Annotated in this window: 21 protein-coding genes; 2 read left to right on the top strand and 19 right to left on the bottom strand. The window is 70.4% G+C overall.

The genetic code is table 11. The annotated features are described in order from the left end of the window. Positions 1-65: 65 nt before the first annotated feature. The 6 genes from ACYQ1K_RS03225 to pdxH form a co-directional block, all read right to left on the bottom strand. Positions 66-509, bottom strand: a complete 444-nt coding sequence (locus tag ACYQ1K_RS03225) for a MarR family winged helix-turn-helix transcriptional regulator (RefSeq protein ID WP_459981362.1) — start codon at positions 507-509, stop codon at positions 66-68. Beyond that, a complete protein-coding gene (locus ACYQ1K_RS03220) occupies positions 506-2,131 on the bottom strand; it encodes an MDR family MFS transporter (protein WP_459981361.1) in 1,626 nt (541 codons plus the stop codon). The genes ACYQ1K_RS03225 and ACYQ1K_RS03220 overlap by 4 nt, the downstream gene beginning before the upstream one ends. A 511-nt stretch (positions 2,132-2,642) precedes the next feature. Continuing rightward, entirely contained in the window at positions 2,643-4,649 is a 2,007-nt protein-coding gene (locus tag ACYQ1K_RS03215) for an ABC transporter ATP-binding protein (protein ID WP_459981360.1), read from the bottom strand. Further along, positions 4,649-6,394, bottom strand: coding sequence for an ABC transporter ATP-binding protein (locus tag ACYQ1K_RS03210; RefSeq protein ID WP_459981359.1), 1,746 nt, complete (start codon positions 6,392-6,394; stop codon positions 4,649-4,651). Before ACYQ1K_RS03210 ends, ACYQ1K_RS03215 begins: the two co-directional genes overlap by 1 nt. A gap of 1 nt (position 6,395) precedes the next feature. Next, positions 6,396-6,986 carry a TetR/AcrR family transcriptional regulator gene (locus ACYQ1K_RS03205; protein WP_459981358.1) on the bottom strand — a complete coding sequence of 197 codons (591 nt, stop codon included), beginning with the start codon at positions 6,984-6,986 and terminating at the stop codon, positions 6,396-6,398. A 47-nt stretch (positions 6,987-7,033) separates the two neighbouring features. Next, complete coding sequence (gene pdxH / locus ACYQ1K_RS03200) at positions 7,034-7,678, bottom strand: pyridoxamine 5'-phosphate oxidase (protein ID WP_459981357.1); 645 nt, start codon at positions 7,676-7,678, stop codon at positions 7,034-7,036. Positions 7,679-7,765: 87 nt separating this feature from the next. Here pdxH and ACYQ1K_RS03195 point away from each other — a divergent pair, with 87 nt between their 5' ends. Continuing rightward, positions 7,766-8,866 (top strand): citrate synthase 2, encoded by a 1,101-nt coding sequence (locus ACYQ1K_RS03195; protein WP_459981356.1) that lies wholly within the window; start codon positions 7,766-7,768, stop codon positions 8,864-8,866. A gap of 13 nt (positions 8,867-8,879) precedes the next feature. Here ACYQ1K_RS03195 and ACYQ1K_RS03190 read toward each other — a convergent pair whose 3' ends face one another. Continuing rightward, positions 8,880-9,347, bottom strand: coding sequence for a GNAT family N-acetyltransferase (locus ACYQ1K_RS03190; RefSeq protein ID WP_459981355.1), 468 nt, complete (start codon positions 9,345-9,347; stop codon positions 8,880-8,882). Positions 9,348-9,393: 46 nt separating this feature from the next. Here ACYQ1K_RS03190 and serC point away from each other — a divergent pair, with 46 nt between their 5' ends. Next, positions 9,394-10,509 (top strand): phosphoserine transaminase, encoded by a 1,116-nt coding sequence (gene serC, locus ACYQ1K_RS03185; RefSeq protein ID WP_459981354.1) that lies wholly within the window; start codon positions 9,394-9,396, stop codon positions 10,507-10,509. A 42-nt stretch (positions 10,510-10,551) separates the two neighbouring features. Here serC and ACYQ1K_RS03180 read toward each other — a convergent pair whose 3' ends face one another. The 12 genes from ACYQ1K_RS03180 to ACYQ1K_RS03125 all read right to left on the bottom strand — a co-directional run bounded on the left by ACYQ1K_RS03180 (position 10,552) and on the right by ACYQ1K_RS03125 (position 25,529). After that, complete coding sequence (locus ACYQ1K_RS03180) at positions 10,552-11,043, bottom strand: macro domain-containing protein (RefSeq protein WP_459981353.1); 492 nt, start codon at positions 11,041-11,043, stop codon at positions 10,552-10,554. Positions 11,044-11,069: 26 nt separating this feature from the next. Then, a complete protein-coding gene (locus ACYQ1K_RS03175; protein ID WP_459981352.1) occupies positions 11,070-12,122 on the bottom strand; it encodes a DNA topoisomerase IB in 1,053 nt (350 codons plus the stop codon). An 8-nt stretch (positions 12,123-12,130) separates the two neighbouring features. Next, on the bottom strand, positions 12,131-13,168 hold the full coding sequence (locus ACYQ1K_RS03170) for a hypothetical protein (protein ID WP_459981351.1): 1,038 nt from the start codon (positions 13,166-13,168) through the stop codon (positions 12,131-12,133). Beyond that, on the bottom strand, positions 13,149-14,378 hold the full coding sequence (locus ACYQ1K_RS03165; RefSeq protein ID WP_459981350.1) for a class I SAM-dependent methyltransferase: 1,230 nt from the start codon (positions 14,376-14,378) through the stop codon (positions 13,149-13,151). The genes ACYQ1K_RS03170 and ACYQ1K_RS03165 overlap by 20 nt, the downstream gene beginning before the upstream one ends. A gap of 117 nt (positions 14,379-14,495) precedes the next feature. Then, a complete protein-coding gene (locus ACYQ1K_RS03160; protein ID WP_459981349.1) occupies positions 14,496-14,879 on the bottom strand; it encodes a type II toxin-antitoxin system death-on-curing family toxin in 384 nt (127 codons plus the stop codon). Further along, complete coding sequence (locus ACYQ1K_RS03155) at positions 14,876-15,076, bottom strand: hypothetical protein (protein ID WP_459981348.1); 201 nt, start codon at positions 15,074-15,076, stop codon at positions 14,876-14,878. The genes ACYQ1K_RS03160 and ACYQ1K_RS03155 overlap by 4 nt, the downstream gene beginning before the upstream one ends. 41 nt (positions 15,077-15,117) lie before the next feature. Continuing rightward, a complete protein-coding gene (locus ACYQ1K_RS03150) occupies positions 15,118-15,534 on the bottom strand; it encodes a hypothetical protein (protein ID WP_459981347.1) in 417 nt (138 codons plus the stop codon). A gap of 146 nt (positions 15,535-15,680) precedes the next feature. Beyond that, positions 15,681-18,494 carry an FAD-binding and (Fe-S)-binding domain-containing protein gene (locus ACYQ1K_RS03145; RefSeq protein WP_459981346.1) on the bottom strand — a complete coding sequence of 938 codons (2,814 nt, stop codon included), beginning with the start codon at positions 18,492-18,494 and terminating at the stop codon, positions 15,681-15,683. A gap of 133 nt (positions 18,495-18,627) precedes the next feature. Further along, positions 18,628-19,587 (bottom strand): NUDIX hydrolase, encoded by a 960-nt coding sequence (locus ACYQ1K_RS03140; RefSeq protein WP_459981345.1) that lies wholly within the window; start codon positions 19,585-19,587, stop codon positions 18,628-18,630. Positions 19,588-19,651: 64 nt separating this feature from the next. Next, positions 19,652-20,893, bottom strand: coding sequence for a geranylgeranyl reductase family protein (locus ACYQ1K_RS03135; protein ID WP_459981344.1), 1,242 nt, complete (start codon positions 20,891-20,893; stop codon positions 19,652-19,654). A gap of 59 nt (positions 20,894-20,952) precedes the next feature. Continuing rightward, positions 20,953-21,441, bottom strand: a complete 489-nt coding sequence (locus ACYQ1K_RS03130) for a DUF4232 domain-containing protein (protein ID WP_459981343.1) — start codon at positions 21,439-21,441, stop codon at positions 20,953-20,955. A gap of 242 nt (positions 21,442-21,683) precedes the next feature. After that, positions 21,684-25,529: a DNA-directed RNA polymerase subunit beta' gene (locus ACYQ1K_RS03125; RefSeq protein WP_459981342.1), complete on the bottom strand. Its 3,846-nt coding sequence runs from the start codon at positions 25,527-25,529 to the stop codon at positions 21,684-21,686. Positions 25,530-25,634: the final 105 nt, after the last annotated feature.

The following is a 25,634-nucleotide window of genomic DNA, read 5'->3' as shown; positions in this document are numbered from 1 at the left end:
GAGACTCCAACAGCGAGGGAAGCCTCACAACCGCAGGCTCACTCCATACCGTCTACCCCAGCCGGTCAGTCAAGCGACTGGTTGTAGTGCCCCAGCTGCCGGGCGAAGGCGTCCAGCTCGGCGACGCTCCAGTCGCCCAGCCGCTCGTCGAGGCAGGCGCGTCGCTTCTCGTCGACCTCGGCGAGGCGGCGTATGGCCTCCTCGCTGGCCGACACCAGCGTGGCGCGCCCGTCGGCAGGATCAGGGGTCCGCTCGATCAGGCCCAGCTCCCCCAGGTGCTGGAGCTGGCGGCTCAGCGAGCCCTTGTCCGTCCCGAACGCCTCGACGATCGCGGAGGCGCGCACGGGACCGTTCTCGGCGAGCCAGCGGAGCATGAGGTACGACGCTCCCTGCAGGTCAGTGTGGACGGCATGCGCGCGCTCGGCGATGGCACGCTTGAGGCGCCGGACGAGCACGCCGATCTCGTCCTCGATCGAGCGCAGGGCCTCGGTGCGGGTCATGCCGGTCATCGCCGACCGATCCCTCCGGCCTCGAGCTCGGCAGCGAGGTCCATGTTCACCTCGGGCTCCTCGATCATGTCGAGGGTGGTCCGCAGCCGGTTCTCCTTGATGAGGGAGACCGTCACCAGGGCCAGGACTGCGCACGGCACTGTGAACAGGAAGATCTGGCCGGTGGCGTCACCGAAGGCGGCCTCGAAGAGCCCGCGCAGCGGCGCCGGCAGCGAGCTCACGCTCGGCAGCCCGCCACCGGAGAGCCCCTGCGCCTGCTGCACGGTGACCTTGCCAGTCCGGACCAGCGCGCCGATGCCGTCGGTGACCTGCACGGTGATCTTGTGGGAGAGGACCGCACCGAACGCGCTGACGCCGATCGCGCCGCCGAGCGTCCTGAAGAACGCGACCACCGAGCTGGCGGCGCCGATGTTGGCCTGGTCGACGTTGTTCTGGACCGAGAGGACGAGGTTCTGCATGGTGGCGCCGAGGCCGGAGCCGAGGACGAACATGTAGGCGCCGATCAGCCACAGCGACGTCGAGTGGTCGATCGTCGCGAGCAGCGCCGCGCTGACGACGACGGCGGCCATGCCACCGACGAGCCAGATCTTCCAGCGGCCGGTGCCGCTGATCATGCGGCCGGAGATGATGCTGACGATCATCAGGCCGACCACCATCGACAGCGACATCAGGCCGGCGTTGGTCGGGCTCATGCCGCGCGCGTCCTGGAAGTACTCCGAGAGGAACGTGGTCGCCGTCAGCATCACGACGCCGACCAGCACGGCGGCGATCGTGGCGAGGGTGATGGTGCGGTCCTTGAAGAGCTGCAGCGGGATGATCGGCTCGGCCGCGACCTTGCCCTCGACGAGGACGGCGAGCGCGAGCAGGACGAGGCCCCCGACGAGCATCGCGGCGGACGTCGCCGAGACCCAGTCGAACTGCTGGCCGGCGAGCGAGACCCAGATGAGAAGCACGCTGACGCCGCCCATGATGAGGAGCGAGCCGAGGTAGTCGATCTTGACCGCGCGCTTCGTGGTCGGCAGGTGCAGGGTGAACTGCAGGACGATGAACGCGAGGATCGCGAACGGCAGGCCGACGTAGAAGCAGCCACGCCAGCCGAGCGGGCTGTCCACGATCACACCGCCGACGAGCGGGCCGATCAGGGTCGCGAGACCGAATGCCGCGCCGATGTAGCCGGAGTAGCGGCCGCGCTCACGCGGCGAGACCATCGAGCCGATGATGATCTGGATCAGTGCCATGACGCCGCCCACCCCGAGGCCGGTGACGACGCGAGCGCCGATCAGCCACGTCATCGACGGGGCCATGCCGGCCAACGCCGAGCCGGACACGTAGACCACCAGAGCGATCTGCATGAGCAGCTTCTTGGAGAACTGGTCGGCGAGCTTGCCCCAGATCGGGGTGGTCGCCGTCATGGCCAGCATGGTGGCGACGAGGACCCAGGTGTAGCCGGTCTGCGAGCCGTGCAGGTCGTGCACGATCGTCGGGAGCGCGTTGGTCACGACGGTGCTCGAGAGGATGGCGACGAACATCGCGATGAGGAGCCCCGAGAGTGCTCGGAGGATCTCCTGATGGGTCATGGGCTCCGCCGAGCTGTCGGCGGGGGCGAGGACGTCCTGGGGCATGCTTCTCGATTCGTGACGTGCGGACGGGCGAGGATTCGACGAGTAAAAGGTTGCTTATGACAACTATATTCCCGGTTGGTTGACATCAGCAACTTCTTTCGCGGATGACCCGGCCCACACATGCAGCGACCCGCAGACGTGGCGCCTCTGCGAGGCACCGCACCGGGGGACGTGGTCCCGGTCGTCTGCGGGTCGGGTAGCTGCTTGGAATTCGCCAGCAGCCGGCGGGGGTGTCTCAACCCCGGCGTCCCTGCTGGGGGCTGCTAGCGGGCAGCCACCTCACGCGTCCAAGAATCGATCATTCCTCGGATCACCTCCTTTCCCGTGTACGACGACCGTACGTCGCCCTCGCTCGTCGCTCAACGGGTTTTCCGCAGCAGCTCTCGCGGCCGGACGTCCTGCGAGTTGGTCGTCATAGCAGCCGGTCCGTATGACGTCCGCAACGTCCTGCGAGTCGGTCGTCAGAGCAGCCGGTCCGCATGACGTCCGCGGGTCAGACGACCCGGCGGCGTCAGGCGACCTGCTCGTCCTCGATCGGCGCCGCGAACTGCGACTGGTAGAGCCGTGCGTACGCTCCGCCGGCCGCCAGCAGCTGCTCGTGGTCGCCCTGCTCGACGATCGACCCGCTCTCCATCACGAGGATGAGGTCGGCGTCGCGGATGGTCGAGAGCCGGTGCGCGATCACGAACGACGTCCGGTCGGTGCGCAGCGCTGCCATGGCCTGCTGGAGCAGGAGCTCGGTCCGGGTGTCGACCGACGACGTCGCCTCGTCGAGGATCAGCAGCGACGGCTCGGCCAGGAAGGCCCGGCAGATCGTCAGCAGCTGCCGCTCCCCCGCCGACAGCGAACCGCCCTCGGCGTCGACCACGGTGTCGTAGCCGTCCGGCAGGGTGTGGACGAAGCGGTCCACGAACGTCGCCCGAGCCGCCGCGAGCAGCTCCTCCTCGGTCGCGTCGGGGCGCCCATAGAGGAGGTTGTCGCGGATCGTGCCCTCGAAGAGCCACGTGTCCTGCAGCACCATGCCGGTCTGGCCGCGCAGCTGCGCCCGGGGGATCTCGGTGATGTCGACGCCGTCGAGGGTGATCCGCCCGCCGTCGAGCTCGTAGAAGCGCATGATCAGGTTGACCAGGGTCGTCTTGCCGGCGCCCGTGGGGCCGACGATGGCCACCGTCTGACCCGGCTGTGCCACGAGTGAGAGGTCCTCGATGAGGGGCACGTCGGGATCGTAGGAGAAGGACACGTGCTCGAAGCGCACCTCCCCGCTGTGCCGTCCCTCAGGCACGTCGGGCAGCGTGCCGTGCCGCTCCGGGACCTGCTCGGGGGCGTCGAGCAGCTCGAAGACGCGCTCGGCGCTCGCGACACCGGACTGGAGCAGGTTCATCATCGAGGCGACCTGGGTGAGCGGCATGTTGAACTGCCGGGAGTATTGGATGAAGGCCTGCACGTCACCGATCGTCAGCGCGCCGTGGGCCACCCGCAGGCCGCCGACGACGGCGACGGCGATGAAGTTGAGGTTGCCGATGAACATCATCACCGGCATCACCAGGCCGCTGAGGAACTGCGCCTTGAAGCCGGCGTCGTGCAGGGCGTCGTTGCGCTCGGCGAAGGCCGCCTCGGCGTCGGCCTGGCGACCGAAGACGCGCACGAGCTCGTGGCCCGAGAACGTCTCCTCGATGTGGGCGTTGAGGTGCCCGGTCGAGCGCCACTGGTTGATGAACTGCCCCTGCGACCGCTTCATGACGGCGCGCGCGACCAGCATCGAGATCGGCACCGAGACCAGCGCGATGAGCGCGAGCAGCGGGCTGATCCAGAACATCATCGCGAGGATCGTGACGACGCTGACCGCCGAGGTGAGCAGCTGCGACATCGTCTGGCTGAGCGACTGGCTGATGTTGTCGATGTCGTTGGTGACGCGGGACAGGATCTCGCCGCGCGGCTGGGAGTCGAAGTACTCCAGCGGCAGGGCGTTGACCTTGCTCTCGACATCGGCGCGCAGGTCCCGCACCGTCCGGTTGACCAGGCCGTTGAGCATGAGGCCCTGGAGGAAGGAGAACAGGTTGGAGCACGCATAGAGCCCCAGCACGAACAGCAGGATCGCGGCGACCGCGCCGAAGTCGACGCCATGGCCGGGCACCACGTGGTCGACGCCGGCGATGACGTCGGCCAACCGGTCCTGGCCGTGCGCGCGCAGACCCGCGACGTACTGCTCCACCGTGACGTCAGCCGGCAGCTGGCGACCGATGGAGCCGGCGACGATCCGGTCGGTCGCGTGACCGAGGAAGCGCGGCGCCAGCGCGTTGAGCACCACGCTCGTCACCGCGAGGACGAGCAGCCCGGCCAGCTTGACCCGCTGGGGCGCGAGCCGGCCGAGCAGGCGCTTGGCCGACGGCCAGAAGGTCGTGGCCTTCTGCCCGACCATGCCGCCCGGTCCGCGGCCCGGGCCACCGGTCATCTGGATGCGCTCGGTCGCCTTCATCTGCTGGCCCTGCTTGGGAGCCGACGTCTGTGTGGTCGTCATCAGGCCGCCTCCTCCGCGCTCAGCTGCGAGGCGACGATCTCCTGGTACGTCGCATTGCCCGCCAGCAGCTCGGCATGGGTGCCGCGGCCGACGATCCGCCCGTCGTCGAGCACGAGGATGACGTCGGCGTCGCGGATGGTGGAGACTCGTTGGGCGACGATGACCACGGTCGCGTCCGTGGTCTCCGGACGCAGCGCGGCGCGCAGCCGGGCGTCCGTGGCGAGGTCGAGCGCCGAGAACGAGTCGTCGAAGAGGTAGATCTCCGGGCGCCGGACGAGAGCCCGCGCGATCGCGAGACGCTGCCGCTGCCCGCCGGAGAAGTTGCTGCCGCCCTGGACCACCGGCGCGTCCAGCCCGCTGTCACCCTCGTGCCCGAGCGCCCTGACGAAGTCGGCCGCCTGGGCGACCTCGAGGGCGTGCCACATCTCCTTGTCGGTGGCGTCGTCCTTGCCGTAGCGCAGGTTGGACCGGATCGTGCCGGAGAAGAGGAACGCCTTCTGCGGCACGAGCCCGAGTCGGGCACCGAGCGCGTCGGGAGCCCAGGCGCGCACGTCGACGCCGTCCACGAGGACGCGGCCGGCGGTCGCGTCGAAGAGTCGCGGCACCAGGTTGAGGAGGGTCGACTTGCCCGCGCCGGTGGATCCGACCACCGCGATCGTCTGCCCGCGGTGCGCGGAGAGGCTGATGTCGGCGAGGACCGGCTGCTCGGCGCCCGGGTAGGTGAAGCCCACGCCGTCGAGGACGAGCTCTCCGCGGATCGCGGAGGTCGTCACGCCGTGGGCAGGAGCGACGATCGACGGCTCCGTCGTGAGCACCTCGTGGATGCGATCGGCGCAGACCGACGAGCGCGGCACCTGCATGAAGACGAACGTCCCCATCATCACGCTCATCATCACCTGCATCAGATAGGCGAGGAACGCGGTCAGAGCCCCCACCTGCATCTGGCCCGAGTCGACGAGGTGGCCACCGAACCAGATCACGGCGACGGACGCGGTGTTGACGATCATGATCATCAGCGGGAAGAACGTCATCAGCCACCGGCCGGCACGCAGTGAGACGTCGGTGAGCTCGTCGTTGGCAGCGCCGAAGCGCGCCCGCTCCTCGGGCTCACGGACGAAGGCGCGGACCACACGGATCCCGGTGATCTGCTCGCGCAGGACGCGGTTGACGTTGTCGAGGCGCGCCTGCAGGCGCTTGAAGTTGGGGATCATCCGGCTCGCGATGATGCCGACAGTGAGGAGGAGGGCGGGGATGAGCACGGCGAAGATCCAGGCCAGGTGAGTGTCCTGGTGCAGTGCCATGAAGACCGCGCCGACCATCATGATCGGGATCTGCACCGCCATGCCGCAGAGCATGTAGGCGAGCAGCTGGACCTGCTGGGCGTCGTTCGTCGTGCGGGTGATGAGGCTCGGGGCGCCGAACCGGCCGACCTCGAAGGCGCCGAAGCCGCCCACCCGACCGAACAGTGTCCGGCGCAGGTCGCGCCCGAAGCCCATCGACGACTTCGACGCGAAGTAGGACGCCGTGACCGAGCAGGCGATCTGGGCGATGCTCACGACGAGCATCAGGGCGCCCGTCCGCAGGATGTAGCCGGTGTCGCCGGTGACCACGCCCTGGTCGATGATGTCGGCGTTGAGGCTGGGCAGGTAGAGCATTGCCCCGGTGCTCACGAACTGGAGCGCGACGATGATGGCGAGCCAGGAGCGATAGGGACTCAGGTAGGTCCGCAGGATCCGCAGCAGCACGTCAGTCTCCCTTTCTGAGCATCCCGTGCAGGAGGGTGTCGACGATCTGCTCGGGTGTGAGCACCTGACCGTCGGCGATCTGCTCGTTGCTGCCTGCGAAGGTGAGCAGGCGAAGCGTGTGGACGAGCATGGCGGGCTCCACCGACAGTTCCGCCGCGTTCGGCTCCACGAGCTCGACGAGCGCCTCCCGGATCGCCGCCATCTCGGCGCGCCTGCTCTCGGTGTGGGCGTGCTTGGGCGGCCCCATCTCGCCCATCGCGCGCATCAGCCCGAACACGGCCCGGAAGCGCTGCTGCAGGATGCTCGTCATCTTCAGCAGCTTCTCGCGCAGCGGCTCGGCTGGGTCGACCTCGGCGATCCTGGCCGCGACCTGGCCCGGAGCGAAGGCGCGGGCGACTGCGGCGTCGATGAGCTCCTCCTTGGAGTCGAAGACGCGGAAGATCGTGCCCTCCGCGACTCCGGCCGCCTCGGCGATGAGTCGGGTCGTGACCGCACGGCCATGGACATAGAGCAGCGGCAGGGTCGCCGAGATGAGTGCCTCGCGGCGCTCCTCAGGGGTGAGCGGTCGTGCCCGCTCGCGTCGTGCCTCCACAGGCATGACTGTAGATGAGTGAGCACTCACTCACAACTTGAGTTCCCCTACGGCGCCAGCCGCTCGACGGCCCAGCCGGAGTCGGTACGCCGGTAGACCAGCCGATCGTGCATGCGTCCCGTCCGTCCCTGCCAGAACTCCACGCGCTCCGGACGGACCCGGAAGCCGCCCCACTCCTCCGGCACCGGCACGTCGCCGCCGTCGAAGCGGGCCTCGACCGCGGCGTACGCCTCGTCGAGCTCGCCACGGCCGCTGACCACCGCCGACTGGTGCGAGGCCCACGCGCCGAGCTGGGAGCCCCGCGGCCTGCTGGCGAAGTATGCCGCCACCTGCGCGCGGGGGAGCTGCTCGGCGTGACCCTCGACCCGGACCTGGCGCTCGAGCGGGTGCCACGGGAAGAGCAGCGCGCATCGGGGGTTGGCCGCCAGCTCGTGCCCCTTGCGCGAGGTCAGGTTGGTGTAGAAGACGAAGCCGTCCGGCGAGACGCCCTTGAGCAACACGAAGCGTGCCGACGGAACACCGTCGAGGTCGGCCGTGGCCACCGCCATCGCGTTCGGCTCATGCAGGCCTGCAGCGATCGCGTCGGCATACCAGCGCTCGAACATCACGATCGGGTCGTCGGCCAGGTCCGCCTCGGACAGCCCGCCCCGGGCGTAGTCCTCGCGTCGGGCGGCCAGATCCTCGGAGGTCATGACCCGCACCCTAGTGGCGTCTCTCACAACGCCGATGTCGGAGGGCTGGTGCAGAATGCCGGAGGACCTTTAGCTGGAGGAGCTGGCATGACTGAGGTACACCACGGCCTCGAGGGCGTCGTCGCGTTCGAGACCCAGATCGCCGAGCCCGACAAGGAGGGCTCGGCGCTGCGCTACCGCGGGGTCGACATCGAGGAGCTCGTCGGGCGCGTCCCGTTCGAGAACGTGTGGGGCCTGTTGATCGACGGCAGCTACTCCCCCGGCCTTCCGCCGGCCGAGGCCTACAACCTGCCGGTGCACACCGGCGACGTCCGTGTCGACGTCCAGGCGGCGATCGCGATGCTCGCGCCGGCCTTCGGCTTCGGGCAGACCTACGACATCAGCGACGAGCAGGCGCGGGCCGACCTGGCGCGGGTCGCGGTCATGGTGCTGTCGTATGCCGGACAGTCGGCCCGCGACATCCACCTCCCTGTCGTGCCGCAGAGGGTCGTCGATGAAGGCACCACGCTGGCCGAGAAGTTCCTCATCCGCTGGCGCGGCGAGGCGGACCCGAAGCATGCCCACGCGATCGACGCCTACTGGTCCTCGGCCGCCGAGCACGGCATGAACGCCTCCACCTTCACCGCCCGTGTGATCACCTCCACCGGCGCCGACGTCGCCGCCGCGTTCTCGGGTGCCATCGGCGCCATGAGCGGCCCCCTGCACGGCGGCGCCCCCTCGCGTGTGCTCGGCATGATCGAGGAGGTCGAGAAGTCGGGTGACGCACAGGCCTACGTGAAGGGTCTGCTCGACTCCGGTGAGCGGCTGATGGGCTTCGGCCACCGCGTCTACCGCGCCGAGGACCCGCGCGCCCGCGTGCTGCGCCGCACCGCCCGTGAGCTCGGCGCGCCGCGCTACGAGGTGGCCGAGGCGCTCGAGAAGGCCGCTCTGGCCGAGCTGCGCGAGCGACGCCCCGACCGCGTGCTCGAGACCAACGTCGAGTTCTGGGCCGCCATCGTGCTCGACTTCGCCCAGGTCCCGGCGCACATGTTCACCTCGATGTTCACCTGCGCCCGCACCGGCGGCTGGTCGGCCCACATCCTGGAGCAGAAGACGACCGGCCGCCTCATCCGCCCCTCGGCGATCTACACCGGCCCGGCGACGCGCCCGGCCAGCTCGGTCGAGGGCTGGGACTCCGCCTGGGGCTGACGCCGCCGCCGGGTCAGAGCCGCTTGCCGTAGCAGCGGTTGAGCTCGGACCCGGCGTAGTGGCCGAACCCCTCGATCGGCTCGTAGCCCGAGGCCTCGTAGAGCGCGATGGCCTCCTGCTGCGCCGCTCCGGTCGAGAGGATGAGCGCCTCGACACCGGCCTGTGCCGCGGTCGACTCGAGGTGCGCCAGCATGCGACGTGCGAGGCCGCGGCGCTGTGCCTCGGGGACGACGTACATCCGCTTGATCTCGGCGGTGCTGGACGTGCCGAGCCGCTCCTCCCCCACCACGCGCCAGGCCCCCATCGCCACGGGCGCGTCGTCGAGATAGCCGACGTAGAACGCACCGGCAGGCGGCTCGAAGTGGGCCGGGTCGGTGGGGTCGTCGTCGGGAGTGCCGTACCGCTCCACGTAGAACTCCTGCACACGCGCGACGAGGGCTCCGACGACAGGGTCGTCGTAGGCGACGCGGCGGACCTGCACGTGGACTCCTCACAGGGGCGCGGATGGGCCTTGCGAGAATACGTCCATGGCGCTGCGCATCCCCGACGACCTCCTCCCCGCGGACGGACGCTTCGGCTCCGGCCCCTCGAAGGTGCCCGCCGGGCGTCTGGACGCACTGGCGGGCAGCGGCGCCGCCCTCATGGGCACCTCGCACCGGCAGACGCCGGTCAAGCAGCTCGTCCGCCGCGTCGTGGACGGGGTCGGCGAGCTCTTCTCGCTCCCAGAGGGCTACGAGGTGGCCATCGGCAACGGCGGCTCCGCGGCGTTCTGGGACCTGGCGACCTACGCCCTGGTCGAGCATCGCAGCCAGCATGCGGTCTTCGGCGAGTTCGGCGCGAAGTTCGCCTCCGCCGCCCGCAAGGCGCCGTGGCTGGGAGAGCCGACGGTGCGGTCGGCGGAGCCCGGGTCCCTCGCATCGGCGACGGCCGAGGACGACGTGGACGCCTACACGTGGACCCACAACGAGACCTCGACAGGCGTCGTGGCACCCGTCGTGCGTCCCGCGGGCGCCCGGGCCGACCAGCTGGTGCTCGTCGACGCCACCTCGGCCGCCGGCGGGCTGCGGGTCGACCTGGCGGAGACGGATGCCTACTACTTCGCCCCGCAGAAGTCCTTCGCCTCCGACGGCGGCCTCTGGCTGACGACCCTGTCGCCGGCGGCGATCGAGCGCGCGGAGCGACTGGCCGCCTCGGACCGCTACATCCCGGCGTTCTTCGATCTGGTGGGAGCCCTCAAGAGCACCCGCCTGGACCAGACCTACAACACGCCCGCGGTCGCCACGCTCTTCCTCATGGCCGAGCAGCTCGACTGGATGCTCGCCGAAGGCGGCCTCGACGCGATGGCGAAGCGCACGGACGCGTCGGCCGAGCACCTCTACGGCTGGGCGGAGAGGTCGTCGTACGTCGTCCCCTTCGTGGCCGACCCCGCCCACCGCTCCCCCGTCGTCGCGACCGTCGAGCTGGACGCCTCGATCGACAAGGTGCGGGTGATGGACGAGCTGCGCGCCAACGGGATCGTCGACCTCGACGCCTACCGCGGTGTGGGGGCGAACCAGCTGCGGATCGCCATGTACCCCGCCGTGGACCCCGCCGACGTCGAGGCGCTCACGCACTGCATCGACTGGGTCGTCGAGCGCTTGTGAAGTCCACCGTGACCCCAGGTGTGCTCGAGCCTCGCGCTGGCTTCACAGGGCGAGCCGCTGCGCGATCAGGTCGTAGGTCGCGGCGTCGAACGCCACCATCCGCGCCTCAGCCACAGCTGACGAGGCCGAGCGGAAGACCTCGAGCGCCGCGTCGACGGCATCGTCCTTCGGCCAGCCGTAGACACCGGCGCTGACGAGCGGGAAGGCGACCGTGGCCGCCTCGAGCTCGTCGGCGACCTCCAGCGCGCGGCGGTAGCAGGAGGTGAGCTGGCGGCGGCTGCCACGGCCGTGGACGGGCCCGACGACATGGATGACCCAGCGGGCGTGCAGCTCGCCGGCAGTGGTCCAGCCGGCGTCACCGGTCGCCAGTCCACGCGGGAAGCGCCGGACGCAGTCCTCCAGCACGGCCGGGCCGCCTACCCGGTGGATCGCCCCGTCGACGCCTCCTCCGCCCCGCATGGCGTTGTCGGCGGCGTTGACGACCGCGTCGACCCGCTGCTCGGTGATGTCGCCCTGGACGACGGTGATGTCCATGCCCTCGCCTGCTTCAGTGCTGGTGCTCAGTCCGCCTCGTTCCGGATGAGCCGCAGTGTCGCACGCTCGAGGCCGATCTGGCGCTCGTCGGTGGTGCCGTAGGTGCGTGCGACCGCCGGCATGATCGTGCGGCCCTCCTCGAAGGCGGAGACGACCCGCGGGTCGACGTAGGACTTCCGGGCCAGGGTCGGGGTGTTGCCGAGGAAGTCGGCCACCTCACGCATTGTCGCCGTGACGATCCGGCGGCCTCGGGTGCGCGAGACCGTCCCGCCGGCCTCGCCGAGCCGCGACGCCAGGCCCGCCGCCGCGAGCACGGTGGCGTGCCAGGTCCGGAAGTCCTTGGCGGTCGCGTCGACGCCGGTCATCTCGCGCACATAGTCGTTGACCAGTGCCGGCAGCATCGCCCGCCACCGCCGGCCCACGAGGTAGGCGAGCAGGGTCCGGTCGCCCGACCGTCGGCGCCGCATCACCTCGATGGCCTCGGTGACCATCGCATCGTCGATCTCGATCCGGTGGTCCACTCCGGACTTGCCGGTGAACGTGAACACCAGCCGGTCCTGGAGCCGCCTGACGTGCTGACGCTGCAAGGTGGTGAGGCCGAAGCTGCCGTTGGTGTCGGCGTAGACGTCGTTGCCGATCCGGAAGTAGCCGATGTCGAGCAGCCGCACCGCACACGCGCAGGCACGTTCGAGCGGCATCCCCTCACTGCCGAGGTCGAGCAGAACTCGCTCGCGTGCCTTCATGAGGGCCTCTCCGAAGACCAGGACGCGGTCGAACTTCTCGGCGTCGCGCCGCGTGCGCCAGTCCGGGTGGTAGAGGTACTGCCGCCTTCCCGCGGCGTCGGTGCCGACGGCCTGCAGGTGGCCGTTCTCGTGCGGGGAGATCCACACGTCCTCCCAGGCCGGCGGGATCACGAGCTCCCGGATGCGCGCCACCTCTGTCTTCCCGAGGCGCTTCCCGTGCTCGTCGAGGTAGACGAAGCCCTTCCCGGCACGCCGGCGCGTCCAGCCTGGCTGCTCAGGGGAGGTACGACGCAGCCTGACCATGGCCGCTCGGTAGCCGCCGGGCAGGCGCGCCATTCCTGCTCTCAGCGCGACCGCAGGAAGCGCGCCTGCAGCCACACGACAGCTGCGACCATGGCACCGCCGAGCAGCCAGGGCCACCATTCGCGAGAGCCCTGGCTGCGCCCGTCGCCATGGTTCGAGGCAACCCGGGTGTCCGGGCTGGCGGACGGTTGCGCCGGCGTCGGCGAAGGCTCGGCGGAGGAGGCGCGGTCGCGCGAGCAGATGCCGGAGTCGGCCGAGCACAGGCCCGACTGCGGCAGCAGCAGGACGTCGGAGCCGACCCCCTCGCTGCTCACGTACAGCGCACCGTCGGCCGCGACCGCCAGTCCCTCTCCCTGCGGCTGAGCCGGGAGCGGCACCGAGGCCACCCGGCCGAAGTCGGGGAACGTGTACAGCACGGCGCCTGCATAGCCGCGGATGAGCGCGTGGTGGCCGTCGGGCAGCACCGTGCCGTCGGTCGCCATCGGCAGGAGGCCGTCGGCCACACGGACCAGGCGGTTGGCGTGATCCGCGTCGAGGAGAGGCGGCGCGGCATACACCGACCCGCCGAGGAAGCCTTTGGTGACCACGTAGAGCCGGCCGTCGGGCCCCGCCAGCAGCGTCTCGGCGTCGTGGGCCCCGTCGGGGTAGGTCAGCTCGTAGACCGGCCCGTCCGAGTGCCGGTCGCCGCGGCCGACCGGCACGTGCGTCACCTGGATCGAGTCGCGCGAGGACCGGTTGTCACCGATGTCGCCGACCCACACCTCACCCGGACCGTCGGGGGCGAGGGCCTCGACGTCGTGCGCGTGCCCGGACCAGGTCGTCACGCCGACCGTGCGGCCCCGGTCGTCGACCGTGAACACGCGGGCGCTGTCGCCGGAGTCGTTGGTCGTCACGAAGAGCCCGGTGCCGAGCGCGACGAGTCCGCTGGACTCGGTGATGCGCTGGTCCTGGAAGGAGAACACCACGCGTGCGTGGCCGCTCGGCGCGGCGGCGGCGCCCAGCAGGAAGGGAACGACCAGCAGTCCGAGCAGCACCGGGCCCAGCAGTGGCCGCGGCGATCTAGGCCATGCCCTGGGCACCCAGCAGCTCCCCGAGCTTCGGCCGCAGGCCCCAGGTGGTCACCAGGTCGTCGTACTCCTTGCGCACGGAGCCGCCCTTGACCGGGCCTCCGGTGCGGACTGCGCGGAGCATCGTGTTGCGGGGCGTGTGCTGGCTCTCGACGAACTGCACGACGTCGACGCGGTAGCCGGCGAGCCGCATCAGCGACGCGCGCAGCGCGTCGGTCAGGGTGTCGGCCAGACGCTCGCGGAGGATCCCGTGCCGGGTGAGCATCGCGTACGGCGCCGGGGTCGGCGCCTTGCGCAGTTGGGCCGCGATGTCGTGGTGGCAGCAGGGTGCGGCCAGCACGAGCGGCGCCTCCCACTCCACCGCTCGAGCGAGCGCGTCGTCGGTGGCCGTGTCGCAGGCGTGCAGGGCCAACACGACGTCAGGGTGCTGCTCGAGCCGCACCCCGGAGATCGTGCCGGCGACGAACTCGGCCTCGATGCCGAGCTCTCGCGCCACCGCGGTGTTGTGGTCGCGCGACTGCTCCTTGACGTCGACGCCCGTGACGACGACGGGCAGTCCTCGCACGCTCGTCAGGTAGCGCTGCGCCGCGAAGGTGAGATAGCCGTTGCCGCAGCCGAGGTCGACGATCCGCAGCGGCTCCTCGGCGCTGGGTCGGCGCAGGTGCCCCTTCTCGACCGCCTCGGAGACGGAGGCGTCGAGCAGGCGGAGGAACTCTTCGACCTGGCGATACTTCGCCTGCCGGCTCGGCTTGAGCCGCCCCTGCTTGTCGGAGATGCCAAGCGTCACGAAGACCGGGTCGTCCTCCGGCAGCAGCCGTGCCTTCGGCTGGTCGTGACCGCGGACGACCTCGACCGCGGTGGCGCGGGGCGTCGTGCTGACGACCGCCTCGAGACGCTTCGTCACCCGCAGGGCGTGGTCCTCGGTGACGGTGGAGACGTTCCAGTGGCCGAAGGCCAGGTCCATCAGCTCGTCGACCGCCTGACGCGCGTCGCCCGAGTCGGAGGAGAGCGAGTGGTTGGAGGTGAAGGCCTGGGTGGCGTCGTACTTCGTCACCTGGAGATGGCGGCCTGCCTTGAGGTCGACGTAGCGCAGCTCCACCCGACGCCACGGCGGCGCCTCCTCGCCCTTCTGGCGGCCCGAGGCGACTGCCTTGACCAAGATGTCCGGGTCGAGGATCAGGGCGCGCATCCGGTTGAGCGCCCGCAGCAGCGGCTCGGTCACTTGAGCACCTGGGCGATGAGGACGATGAGCAGCAGGACCACCAGCGCCGCCGGGATGACGAGGCGGCGATGGCGGGGGTTCACGCGTCGATTCTAGGAGTGCGGGGCGGCGGGGCCGTCATCGTGCCCTGGCCTCGACGAGAAAGTGCTCGATGCGGTCTGCGATGTCTCGCACGTCGCGCAACGTCCCGTCAGCGATAGACACGATGAGGTCGAACTTCTCGTCCTCCGTTGCCATCAGATCATGGTCGTTCATCCCGAGAAAGAGCCGGAGAGCGACGTGGCCGAGCCTCTTGTTGCCGTCGATCAGTCCGTGGTTGGTGACCAGCGAGTGGGTGAGCGCCGCCGCCTGAAGTGCCAAGGTGGGGTAGATCTCGTCGCCGAATGCTGTCGCCTGTGGTCGCGCCAAGGCGGACTCGAGCAATCCCACGTCTCGGATACCGGGAGACCCGAGCGCCCGCTCTATCGTGAGCAAGTCGTCCAAGCGCAGGTACAACGTCATGCGTTGCCGAGGCGATGGAGGAGATCGCGGTCCTCCTCCATGATCCGGGAGAGCAGCGCGTCTCTTCTGCGGTCGCGCTTCGTCACATACTCCTCGATCGCCACCAGGACGGTCTCATGGAGCGAGCGGCCCTCGCGCTCGGCGGTCTCCCGCAACTTCACATCGAGTTCGGTCGGGAGTCGCAGCGTCATCGCCATGTCGCGATGGTATGCCGTGGTACCCCCTGATACCACCACGTTCACGCTGCGTCGTCCAGCACCAGGGGCCGGATCGCCTCGTCGCTGGCGACGTGGATGACCTCCAGCGCAACGCCGAGTGTGGCCGCCTCCGTCGCGATCGCGCGAGCCCACAGCCGGTCGGAGGCTTGGATCGCCTCCGCCCCAGGTCGGCACAGCAGGACGGCGATCCGCCCGCCCGGCGCGTGCTCAGCCTCCAGCCTCCGCCAGAGCTCGACGAGACTCCGCACCGCGGAGGGATCCACCTCCACGGGCCTGTCGCGCACATCGTGCAGGATCGGCAGCGGACGCCCGTCGGCGCCGATCATGGCGAACCAGAGATCGTGGCGGGTCCAGCCGAGCGGGTGGCAGATGCGCCTCCAGAAGCTCTCGACGTCGGCCTGGGTGCGCAGCACGGGCTGGAACGGTTGGATGCTCATGGTCCGAGCCTCGCGTGGCCGCCCGCCGGCCGGCCGAGGGTCGCGAGGACCCTGTGCACAAGGCGACGTCAAGGACCGGCTGTGGACGAGAACCGGTCCGTTCAGACCCACGACGCCGCCCGGCGGTGAGTGCCGCGACCGGCCGTTCAGACCCGCGACGCGAAGAGCTCCGCCAGGTGCATGGTCGGCACGTGTGCGAGGTCGTCGAGCTGGACGCGGCAGGACATGCCGTCGGCGAGGATGACCGCGTCCGGATGGGAGCGCACCGCCGGCAGCAGGTGCGTCTCCGCGACCGCGACCGAGACCTCGTAGTGCCCCTCCTCGACACCGAAGTTGCCGGCCAGGCCGCAGCAGCCGGACACCTTGGTCACGCTGGCGCCCGCTTTCTCGAGGAGTCGCTGGTCGGCGGCCCACCCGAGCACCGCATGCTGGTGGCAGTGCGGCTGGGCGACGACCTCGACGCCGGACAGGTCCGGCAGCGGGAGGTCGAGCCGGGTGACCAGCTCGGCGAAGGTGAGCATCCCGTCGGCCACCGTCTGCGCCTCCGGCAGCGCCGACAGCTCGACGGAGTCCGACCGCAACGTCGCCAGGCAGGACGGCTCGAGGCCCACGACGGGGACGCCGGAGGCGACGTACGGCGCCAGGGTGCGCACCGTGCGCTCCATGATCGAGCGGGCCTGGTCGAGCTGGCCCGTGGTGATCCACGTCAGCCCGCAACACGCCTGGTCGGAGATGACCCTGACGGTCAGGCCCTGGGCCTCGAGGTAGCGGATCGCCGCGTGCCCGGATCGGGTGAAGAAGTGGTCGGTGAACGAGTCGGCCCACACCCACACGTCGGGGGCCGACTCGGCCGATGCGAGCGACCCCGTCGTGGACGAGCGCTTGAGCGTCACGGGCGCGAAGCGAGGCACCGACCGGCGCTGGTCGATGCCCGCGAACCACTTCGCGAGCCACGCCAGCGGCGCGATCCGCATCAAGAGATTGGTGAGCCGGGCGAACGGCGCCCCGAGCCTCGCCCAGAGAGGCAGGCGGCCCAGCAGGTAGTGCGATCGCGGCCGACGGCGGCCGGACCACCGTTGGTGCAGCGCCTCGGACTTGTAGGTCGCCATGTCGATGCCGGTCGGGCAGTCCGAGGCGCAGCCCTTGCAGGCCAGGCACAGGTCCAGCGCCTCGCCGACGGCGGGGTCGGAGAGGCCGTTGACCAGCGAGCCGTCGAGCGCCTCCTGCAGCACACGTGCCCGGCCGCGGGTGGCGTCCTTCTCGTTGCCAGTCGCCAGGAAGGAGGGACACATGACGCCGGTGGTGCGCGGCGCGACGCACTTGCCGACGCCCGTGCAGCGGTGGACCGCGGCACCGAGGTCGCCATCGTCGTGGACCAGGCGCAGGGCCGAGCGGACCGACGCGCGCGGCCGCACCGGACGCAGGTCGTCGGTGATCGAGGCCGGACCGCGCTCGTCGGGACTGGCGATGTTGCCCGGGTTCATCAGGTCATCGGGGTCCGCGAGTCGCTTCACGGCGCGGAAGAGGTCGATGGACCGGGCGTCGTACATGAGCGGCAGCAGCTCCGACCGCACGCGACCGTCGCCGTGCTCGCCCGACAGCGACCCGCCGTATTCGCTCAGCTTCGTCGCACACGCCGTCATGAAGTCGCGGAAGACGCCCGCCGAGGCCGGATCGCCGGGAGCGAACGGGAAGTCGATGCGGCAGTGGATGCAGCCGTCGCCGAAGTGGCCGTAGGGCACTCCCTGCAGGCCGTGGCCGGCCAGGATCTCGTCGAAGTCCCGCAGCCACGCACCGAGATGCTCGGCCGGCACGGCGGAGTCCTCCCAGCCGGAGTACGCCGGCGTCGGCAGCGACCGCCCCGCCAGCCCCGCGCCGTCCTCGCGGATGCGCCACAGCGTCGCCGCCTCGGCGGTGTCGGTGACCAGCCGCGTCTCGAGTGCGTTGCCAGCTGCGCGCAGCCGCTCGACGAGGTCGGGCGCGTCAGGCCCCGCGACCTCGGCCATCAGCCACCCGCCGCCCTTCGGGAGGTCGGGCACGGCGCCACCCTTCGCCCGGACGAGGTCGACGATCCGCGCGTCCATGCCCTCACAGGCAATGAGGCGGCCGGGTGCGGCGGCCAGCAGCGCCGGCACCGCGTCGGCCGCCTCGTGCATCGTCGGGTAGCCGAGCACGAGCAACAGCCGTCCCGGCTCGTCGGTGACGAGCCGGACCGTCGCCTCGAGCACGGTGGCCAGCGTCCCCTCGGAGCCGACGAGGAATCGGTCGATCCGGCGGCCCTTCTCAGGCAGGAGGTGCTCGAGGGAGTAGCCGCTGACCTGCCGCCCGAACCGGCCGAACTCGGTGCGCAGATGCGCCAGGTCGGCATCCGCGATCGCCAGCAGCCCCGCCGCGAGGTCGCCGCCGGCCGAGGAGGCGTCATAGGAGGCGACCTCCCCGTTCCCCCAGACGACCGTGAGCCCCTCGACGTTGTCGACGGTGCGCCCGTAGCCCAGCGCGCGCGACCCGCACGCGTTGTTGCCGATCATCCCGCCGATCGTGCAGCGCGGGTGGGTCGAGGGGTCGGGACCGAAGCGCAGGCCGTACGGCGCGGCGGCCCTCTGCAGGTCGGCGTGCACCAGACCGGGCTCGACGCGGGCGGTGCGAGCCTCCGGGTCGATCTCGAGGACCCTGCCGAGGAGCCGGGTGTCGACCACGATCCCCGGGCCGACCGCGTTGCCGGCGATGCTCGTGCCGGCACCACGCATCGTCACCGGGACGCCCAGGGCCCGCGAGGCCTCGTGGACGGCGAGGAGCTCGTCGGTGTGCTGCGGCCTGACGACGACCTGCGGGATGACCCGGTAGAGCGAGGCGTCGGAGCTGTAGAGCGCCCTCGCGAGCGTGGAGTCGTCGACTCCGGAGACGCCCCGGCTGCGAAGCTCGGCGGCGAGGTCGAGGGCAACGGCTGTCACGCGACGCATTCTCCCAGACGAGGCTCGGCGACGAGCCGACGTCCCGCTGGTCGAGTAGCGAGCGCCAGCGATCTCGGAGGTCGAGTAGCGAGCGCCAGCGAGCGTATCGAGACCCGTATCGAGGCTCGATCCTCCGCGGCCCTCACTGGCGCTGCCGCTCCCACGCCGCCAGCGCCGCCTCGACGGTGCTGGTGACCGTGAGCCCGGCCACAGCGTCCATCGGGACCCACGCCACCGCGTCGGTCGTCCCGCCGATCTCGACGACGCGCGGGTCCTCGCCCCGCGCCACCGTGCCGGTGAAGATCAGGTGGATCCCGTGGAACTCCTCCAACCGCCCGTTGGGCGCGACGCCGGTGAGCGAGATGTCGTGCACGTCGAGGGGCTCGCCGACGGTGACCGCCAGCCCGGTCTCCTCGTGGACCTCGCGGGTCAGCCCCGCACGCGGGTCCTCACCGAAGTCCAGCCCGCCGCCGGGCAGGTGCCACTTGCCGCCGTGGACGGCATGGGGCGCGATCCGGGTGAGCAGCACCTCGTGAGCTTCGGCAGGGCCTCGCAGGATGAGCGCGTACGCCGCCACGCGCTGGACGCGGGCCAGCCGGTGCTGCTCGAGGGCGTCGAGCACGAGCGGCAGCGTCGGGACCGCCCCGGACAGCACGTCGTCCAGCGGCAGCCACGCCGCCTCCGCGGTCGACCCGCCGACCTCGACGGTCTTCGGCTCGGGCGAGTCGAGCGGCACCCAGCCGTCGTAGACGATGCGGACGGCGTGCGCGTCGACGTTGCGCCCGCGCCGCCAGGTGTTCGCGCGATGTGCCGAGAGCACCCACGCCGTCTCCCCGACGCTCACGTCGAGGCCCGTCTCCTCGTGGACCTCGCGGACGACCGCCGCCCGGGGGTCCTCGCCGTGGTCGAGGCCGCCGCCGGGCAGTGTCCACAGGGGCGACGGAGTGAGGGTGTCCGAGAGCCGGCTGAGGAGGATGAGCCGACGGGGACCGGTCGTCGGGTCGGGACCGACCGTGTCGGTGTCCTCGCGCAGGATGACGGCGTACGCCGCGACGCGCTGGACCTGCGGCAGTCGCCGTCGGCGCGGTGGGGTCGGCGTCATCCGCGCTCCCGACGGCGACCGGCGAAGAGCGCGCAGCCTGCGGGCGCGCTCCTGAGCGGGCGGCTCATGAGAACGGCGGCCGGTGGTCGCGGGCGAGCGAGCGCCGCCCGGCCCACCGCCACACCCGTGCGGCACGGTCACGGTCCTCGTCGCTCACCAGATTGCCCATCCACCGCAGCGCGAGCGTCATCAGAGCGTCCGAGCGCATGCCGACCGGCCCGAGGGCTGCGACCAGGCGCGGGTTGGTGGCGACGCCGGCGAGACGACGGGCGATGGAGAAGGCCTCGCCGTAGTGCTCGCGCAGCAGGGTCGGCCAGACCTGCGACAGGTCGCGCGAGGAGACGAGCACGTGCGCGACGAGGCGGCCCGTCTCGAGCCCGTAGTCGATGCCCTCGCCGTTGAGTGGGTTGACGCAGCCGGCGGCGTCGCCGATCAGCGCCCAGTTCGGACCCGCGACGCCGCTGACCGCGCCGCCCATGGGCAGGAGCGCCGACGCCTCGGCGCGCAGCCGGCCTTCGATCCCGAACTCCTCGCGGATCGACTCGGCGTAGTGCCGCATCAACGGCTTGATCGCGACGTCGGCCGGCCGCTTCGCCGTGGCCAGGGTGCCGGCACCGAGGTTGACCTCCCCGGTCCCGAGCGGGAAGACCCAGCCGTAGCCCGACAGCACCTCCCCCCGCTCGCCGCGCAGCTCGAGGTGCGAGCTGATCCAGGGGTCGTCGGTGCGCGTGGAGGTCACGTAGGACCGGCCGGCGACGCCGTAGACCGTGTCGCGGTGCCACTCACGTCCCAACGCCTTGCCCAGCGGCGACCGGACCCCCTCGGCCACGATGACCCGCTGGCAGGCGACCTCGGTGACACCGGCTGCCGACGCGAACAGCACGGCGGCGACCCGGTCGCCCTCACGGCGTACGTCGACCGCCTTGACCCCGTCCACCGCGGTGGCACCCGCCTTGATGGCGGTCGTGCGGAGGTGGTCGTCGAGCTCGGTGCGGGGAACCGCTGAGCCCCAGTCGGGCAGCGTCCCGCCGGGCCACGGCAGCTGGAGCGTCTGTCCGAAGCCGTGCGCCCGCAGGCCCCGGTTGACCGGGTGTGCCCGCAGCCAGTCCTCCAGCCCGAGCCTGATCAGCTCGTCGACCGCGCGGGGCGTCAGCCCGTCCCCGCAGGTCTTGTCCCGGGGGAAGTGCGCCATGTCGGTGAGCAGCACGTCCAGGCCGGCCCTCGCCGCCCACGCGGCTGCCGCCGATCCCGCCGGCCCCGCACCCACGACCAGCACGTCGGTCGAGGTGGGCAGGGCGGCGCTCATACGAGCATTCTTCCAGCACCGCCCTGCGACGCCCCATCGACGGGTGCCGGGCGGCCGGCTCAGGCGTGGCGGTAGGCCTTGTGCTGAAGCATGACGAGCATGGGGTTGGCGCAGGTGACGGTCGGGAACGGCACGAACTTCGCCACGTGGCTGTCGGGCACGTACACCCTGAACCCGTCCGCGTGCCTCCGTCGGCAGGTCGTGCGCGGGAACGGGTCGGGAGAGGTGATCTCGACCAGGCTCGCGGCCCGCTCGCCCGGCTCCAGGGTGACCCTGGGCCGTGCTGAGGGTGTGCGGGTGGCCGCGGCGCCGATCTGGGTGCCGTTGCCATGCCCGACCAAGGAGAGGCCGCCGTATCCCTGCAGGACGCACGTGCGGCCGCTGACGTTGCGCAGGCGCAGGTGCCCGAAGCGGCTCGCCGCCGCACCACCGTCGGCGGCGAAGCTGGCCCGCAGGTCGCTGCTGCGGCACTCGGGCACGGAGGTGGCACGGGCCGACGCGGTCGTCGGCACGAGAAGAGCAGCCGCCGTCGCGACGACGGCGATCATCGAAGGGGTCCTCATGTCGTGAAGACGCAGCCGGCGGCCGGGAGGTTGCTGCATTGAGCGGTCTACCGTCCTCGCGGCTGTTCGTCGAGGTATGCAGACGAATGCGCACTTCCCGTGCGGAACTCCGCACGGGAGGTGACGACTCGGCTGCATACCTCGACGAACAGCCGCCCACCACCGCCCGCAAAAGCACACCGGGCCGGTGCCTCCCGAGGGAGACACCGGCCCGGAGCGTACGACGCTCAGCTCTGGTACTGACCGAAGTCGAAGTCGTCCAGGGCGACGGCCTGGCCGCCGGCGTTGCCGAACTCGTAGTCGTAGGTGTCGTAGCCCGTGACGGAGTATGCCGCAGCGCGGGCCTCCTCGGTCGGCTCCACCCGGATGTTGCGGTACCGCTCGAGGCCGGTGCCCGCCGGGATCAGCTTGCCGATGATCACGTTCTCCTTCAGACCGCGCAGCGAGTCCGAGCGACCGTTGATCGCCGCGTCGGTGAGGACGCGGGTGGTCTCCTGGAAGGACGCGGCCGACAGCCACGACTCGGTCGCGAGCGAGGCCTTGGTGATGCCCATGAGCTCGGGACGACCCGAGGCCGGCTTGCCACCCTCGGAGACCACGCGACGGTTCTCGACCTCGAAGAGCGCCCGGTCGACCAGGTCGGACGGGAGCAGGTTGGTCTCGCCCGACTCCAGCACGGTGATCCGGCGCAGCATCTGCCGCACGATGATCTCGATGTGCTTGGCGTGGATCGCCACACCCTGGCTCTTGTAGACGCCCTGCACCTCGTCGACGAGGTGCTTCTGGGTGCTGCGGACACCGAGGATGCGGAGAACCTCCTTCGGGTCGGGCGTGCCGACCGTCAGGGTGCGACCGACCTCGATGTGCTCGCCGTCCGCGACGTTGAGGCGGGCACGACGCGAGACGACGTACTCCTTGACCTCGTCGCCGTTGTCGGGGGTGACCAGGACCTTGCGGGCCTTGTCGGTCTCCTCGATCTGGACGCGGCCGGCGGCCTCGCTGATCGGGGCGACACCCTTGGGGGTGCGCGCCTCGAACAGCTCGACGACGCGGGGCAGACCCTGCGTGATGTCGTCGGCCGACGCCACACCACCGGTGTGGAAGGTACGCATCGTCAGCTGCGTGCCGGGCTCGCCGATGGACTGGGCGGCGATGATGCCGACCGCCTCACCGATGTCGACCAGCTTGCCGGTGGCCAGCGAGCGGCCGTAGCACTTCGCGCAGGTGCCGGTGACGGCCTCACAGGTGAGGACGGAGCGGATCTTCACCTCGTTGACGCCCGCGGCGACCAGCTCGGCGATCTTCACGTCACCCAGGTCGGTGCCCGCGGGGGCCACGACCTCGCCGTCGGCGCCGAGGACGTCCTCGGCCGTGGTCCGGGCGTACGCCGTCGTCTCGACGTCCTCGTGCGTGATGTCCACGACGAAGCCACGCTCGGTGCCGCAGTCCTCCTCGCGGATAATGACGTCCTGCGACACATCGACCAGACGACGGGTCAGGTAGCCCGAGTCAGCCGTCCGCAGCGCGGTGTCGGCCAGACCCTTGCGGGCACCGTGGGTCGAGATGAAGTACTCGAGCACGGAGAGACCCTCGCGGAAGTTGGCCTTGATCGGCCGCGGGATGATCTCGCCCTTCGGGTTGGCCACGAGGCCACGCATGGCGCCGACCTGCCGGATCTGGTTGAAGTTGCCGGAGGCACCCGAGATGACCTGCATGAAGATCGGGTTGCGGCGGTCGAAGGCCTTCTCCATGGCCTCACCGACCTCCTTGGCCGCCTCGGTCCAGATCTCGACGAGCTCCTGACGGCGCTCCTCGTCGGTGACCAGACCGCGCTCGAACTGCTTCTGGATCTTCGCGGCCTTCTCCTCATAGCCGGCCAGGATCTCAGCCTTGTCCGACGGCGTGGTGACGTCGTCGATCGAGACCGTGACACCCGAGCGGGTGGCCCAGTGGAAGCCGTTGTCCTTCAGCGCGTCGAGCGAGGCCGCCACGACGACCTTCGGGTAGCGCTCCGCGAGGGCGTTGACGATGGCGCCGAGGCGCTTCTTGCCGACCTCCTCGTTGACGTAGGGGTAGTCCGCCGGCAGCGTGTCGTTGAAGATCGTCCGGCCCAGGGTGGTGTCGAGGATGATCGGGTCGCCCTCGACGTAGCCCTCGGGAGCCTCCCAACCCTCCGGCGGGACGATGTCGTCGAGACGGATCCGCACCTTGCTCTGCAGGGTGATCTCACCGTGGTCGAACGCCATGATCGCCTCGGCCGGCGACGCGAACAGGCGGCCCTCGCCGGGCTCCCCGTCACGGTCGGAGGTCAGGAAGAACAGACCGATGATCATGTCCTGCGACGGCATCGTCACAGGACGGCCGTCGGAGGGCTTGAGGATGTTGTTGGTCGACAGCATCAGCACGCGGGCCTCGGCCTGCGCCTCCGCCGACAGCGGCAGGTGGACAGCCATCTGGTCGCCGTCGAAGTCGGCGTTGAAGGCGCCACACACGAGCGGGTGCAGCTGGATGGCCTTGCCCTCGATCAGCTGCGGCTCGAACGCCTGGATGCCGAGACGGTGCAGCGTGGGCGCACGGTTGAGCAGCACGGGGTGCTCGGTGATGACCTCTTCGAGGACGTCCCACACGACCGGGCGAGCACGCTCGACCATCCGCTTGGCCGACTTGATGTTCTGCGCGTGCGACAGGTCGACGAGGCGCTTCATCACGAAGGGCTTGAACAGCTCCAGCGCCATCTGCTTGGGCAGACCGCACTGGTGCAGCTTCAGCTGCGGACCCGAGACGATGACCGAACGACCGGAGTAGTCGACGCGCTTGCCGAGCAGGTTCTGACGGAAGCGGCCCTGCTTGCCCTTGAGCATGTCGGAGAGCGACTTCAGCGGACGGTTGCCCGGACCGGTGACCGGACGACCACGGCGACCGTTGTCGAACAGCGAGTCGACGGCCTCCTGCAGCATCCGCTTCTCGTTGTTGACGATGATCTCGGGCGCACCGAGGTCGAGCAGTCGCTTGAGGCGGTTGTTGCGGTTGATGACGCGGCGGTACAGGTCGTTGAGGTCGGAGGTCGCGAAGCGGCCACCGTCGAGCTGCACCATCGGCCGCAGGTCCGGCGGGATGACCGGGACGGCGTCGAGCACCATGCCGATCGGCTTGTTGCCGGTCTTGCGGAAGGCGTCGACGACCTTCAGCCGCTTGAGGGCACGGACCTTGCGCTGGCCCTTGCCGGTCGCGATGGTCTCGCGCAGCGACTCCACCTCGGCGTCGATGTCGAAGGTCTCGAGGCGCTTCTGGATCGCCGTGGCGCCCATGTGGCCCTCGAAGTACTTGCCGAACCAGTTCTTCATCTCGCGGTAGAGCAGCTCGTCACCCATGAGGTCCTGGACCTTCAGGCTCTTGAAGGTGTCCCACACCTCCTCGAGACGGGCGATCTCGGCCTCGCTGCGCTTGCGGATGGCGGCGAGCTCACGCTCGGCACCGTCGCGCACCTTGCGCTTCTGGTCGGCCTTGGCACCCTCGGCCTCGAGTGCCGCGAGGTCCTCCTCGAGCTTCTTCTGGCGGTCGGCGAGAGCCGTCTCCATGCGGTTGTTGAGGCGGTCGCGCTCCAGGCCGACCTTGCCCTCGAGCGAGGACAGGTCGCGGTGTCGCGCCTCCTCGTCGACGGCGGTGATCATGTACGCCGCGAAGTAGATGACCTTCTCGAGGTCCTTCGGCGCCAGGTCGAGCAGGTAGCCCAGACGCGACGGGACACCCTTGAAGTACCAGATGTGGGTGACAGGCGCGGCCAGCTCGATGTGGCCCATCCGCTCACGGCGGACCTTGGAGCGGGTCACCTCGACGCCGCAGCGCTCGCAGATGATGCCCTTGAAGCGGACGCGCTTGTACTTGCCGCAGTAGCACTCCCAGTCCCGGGTGGGACCGAAGATCTTCTCGCAGAAGAGGCCGTCACGCTCGGGCTTGAGCGTGCGGTAGTTGATGGTCTCCGGCTTCTTGACCTCGCCGTGGCTCCACGCGCGGATTTCCTCCGCGGTGGCCAGGCCGATCCGAAGCTGGTCGAAGAAGTTCACGTCGAGCAACGGGATTTCCTTTGTTGGCTCTTGAGGCTGACTGAATGTTCGTGGACTGACCGAGATGGGCGCGCTTCGCGCGGCTGCCGGCTTGCTCCGGGGAACAAGCGCTCG

This window comes from Nocardioides sp. AN3, assembly GCF_054653495.1.
This window is presented reverse-complemented; position numbering and strand designations above follow the sequence as displayed.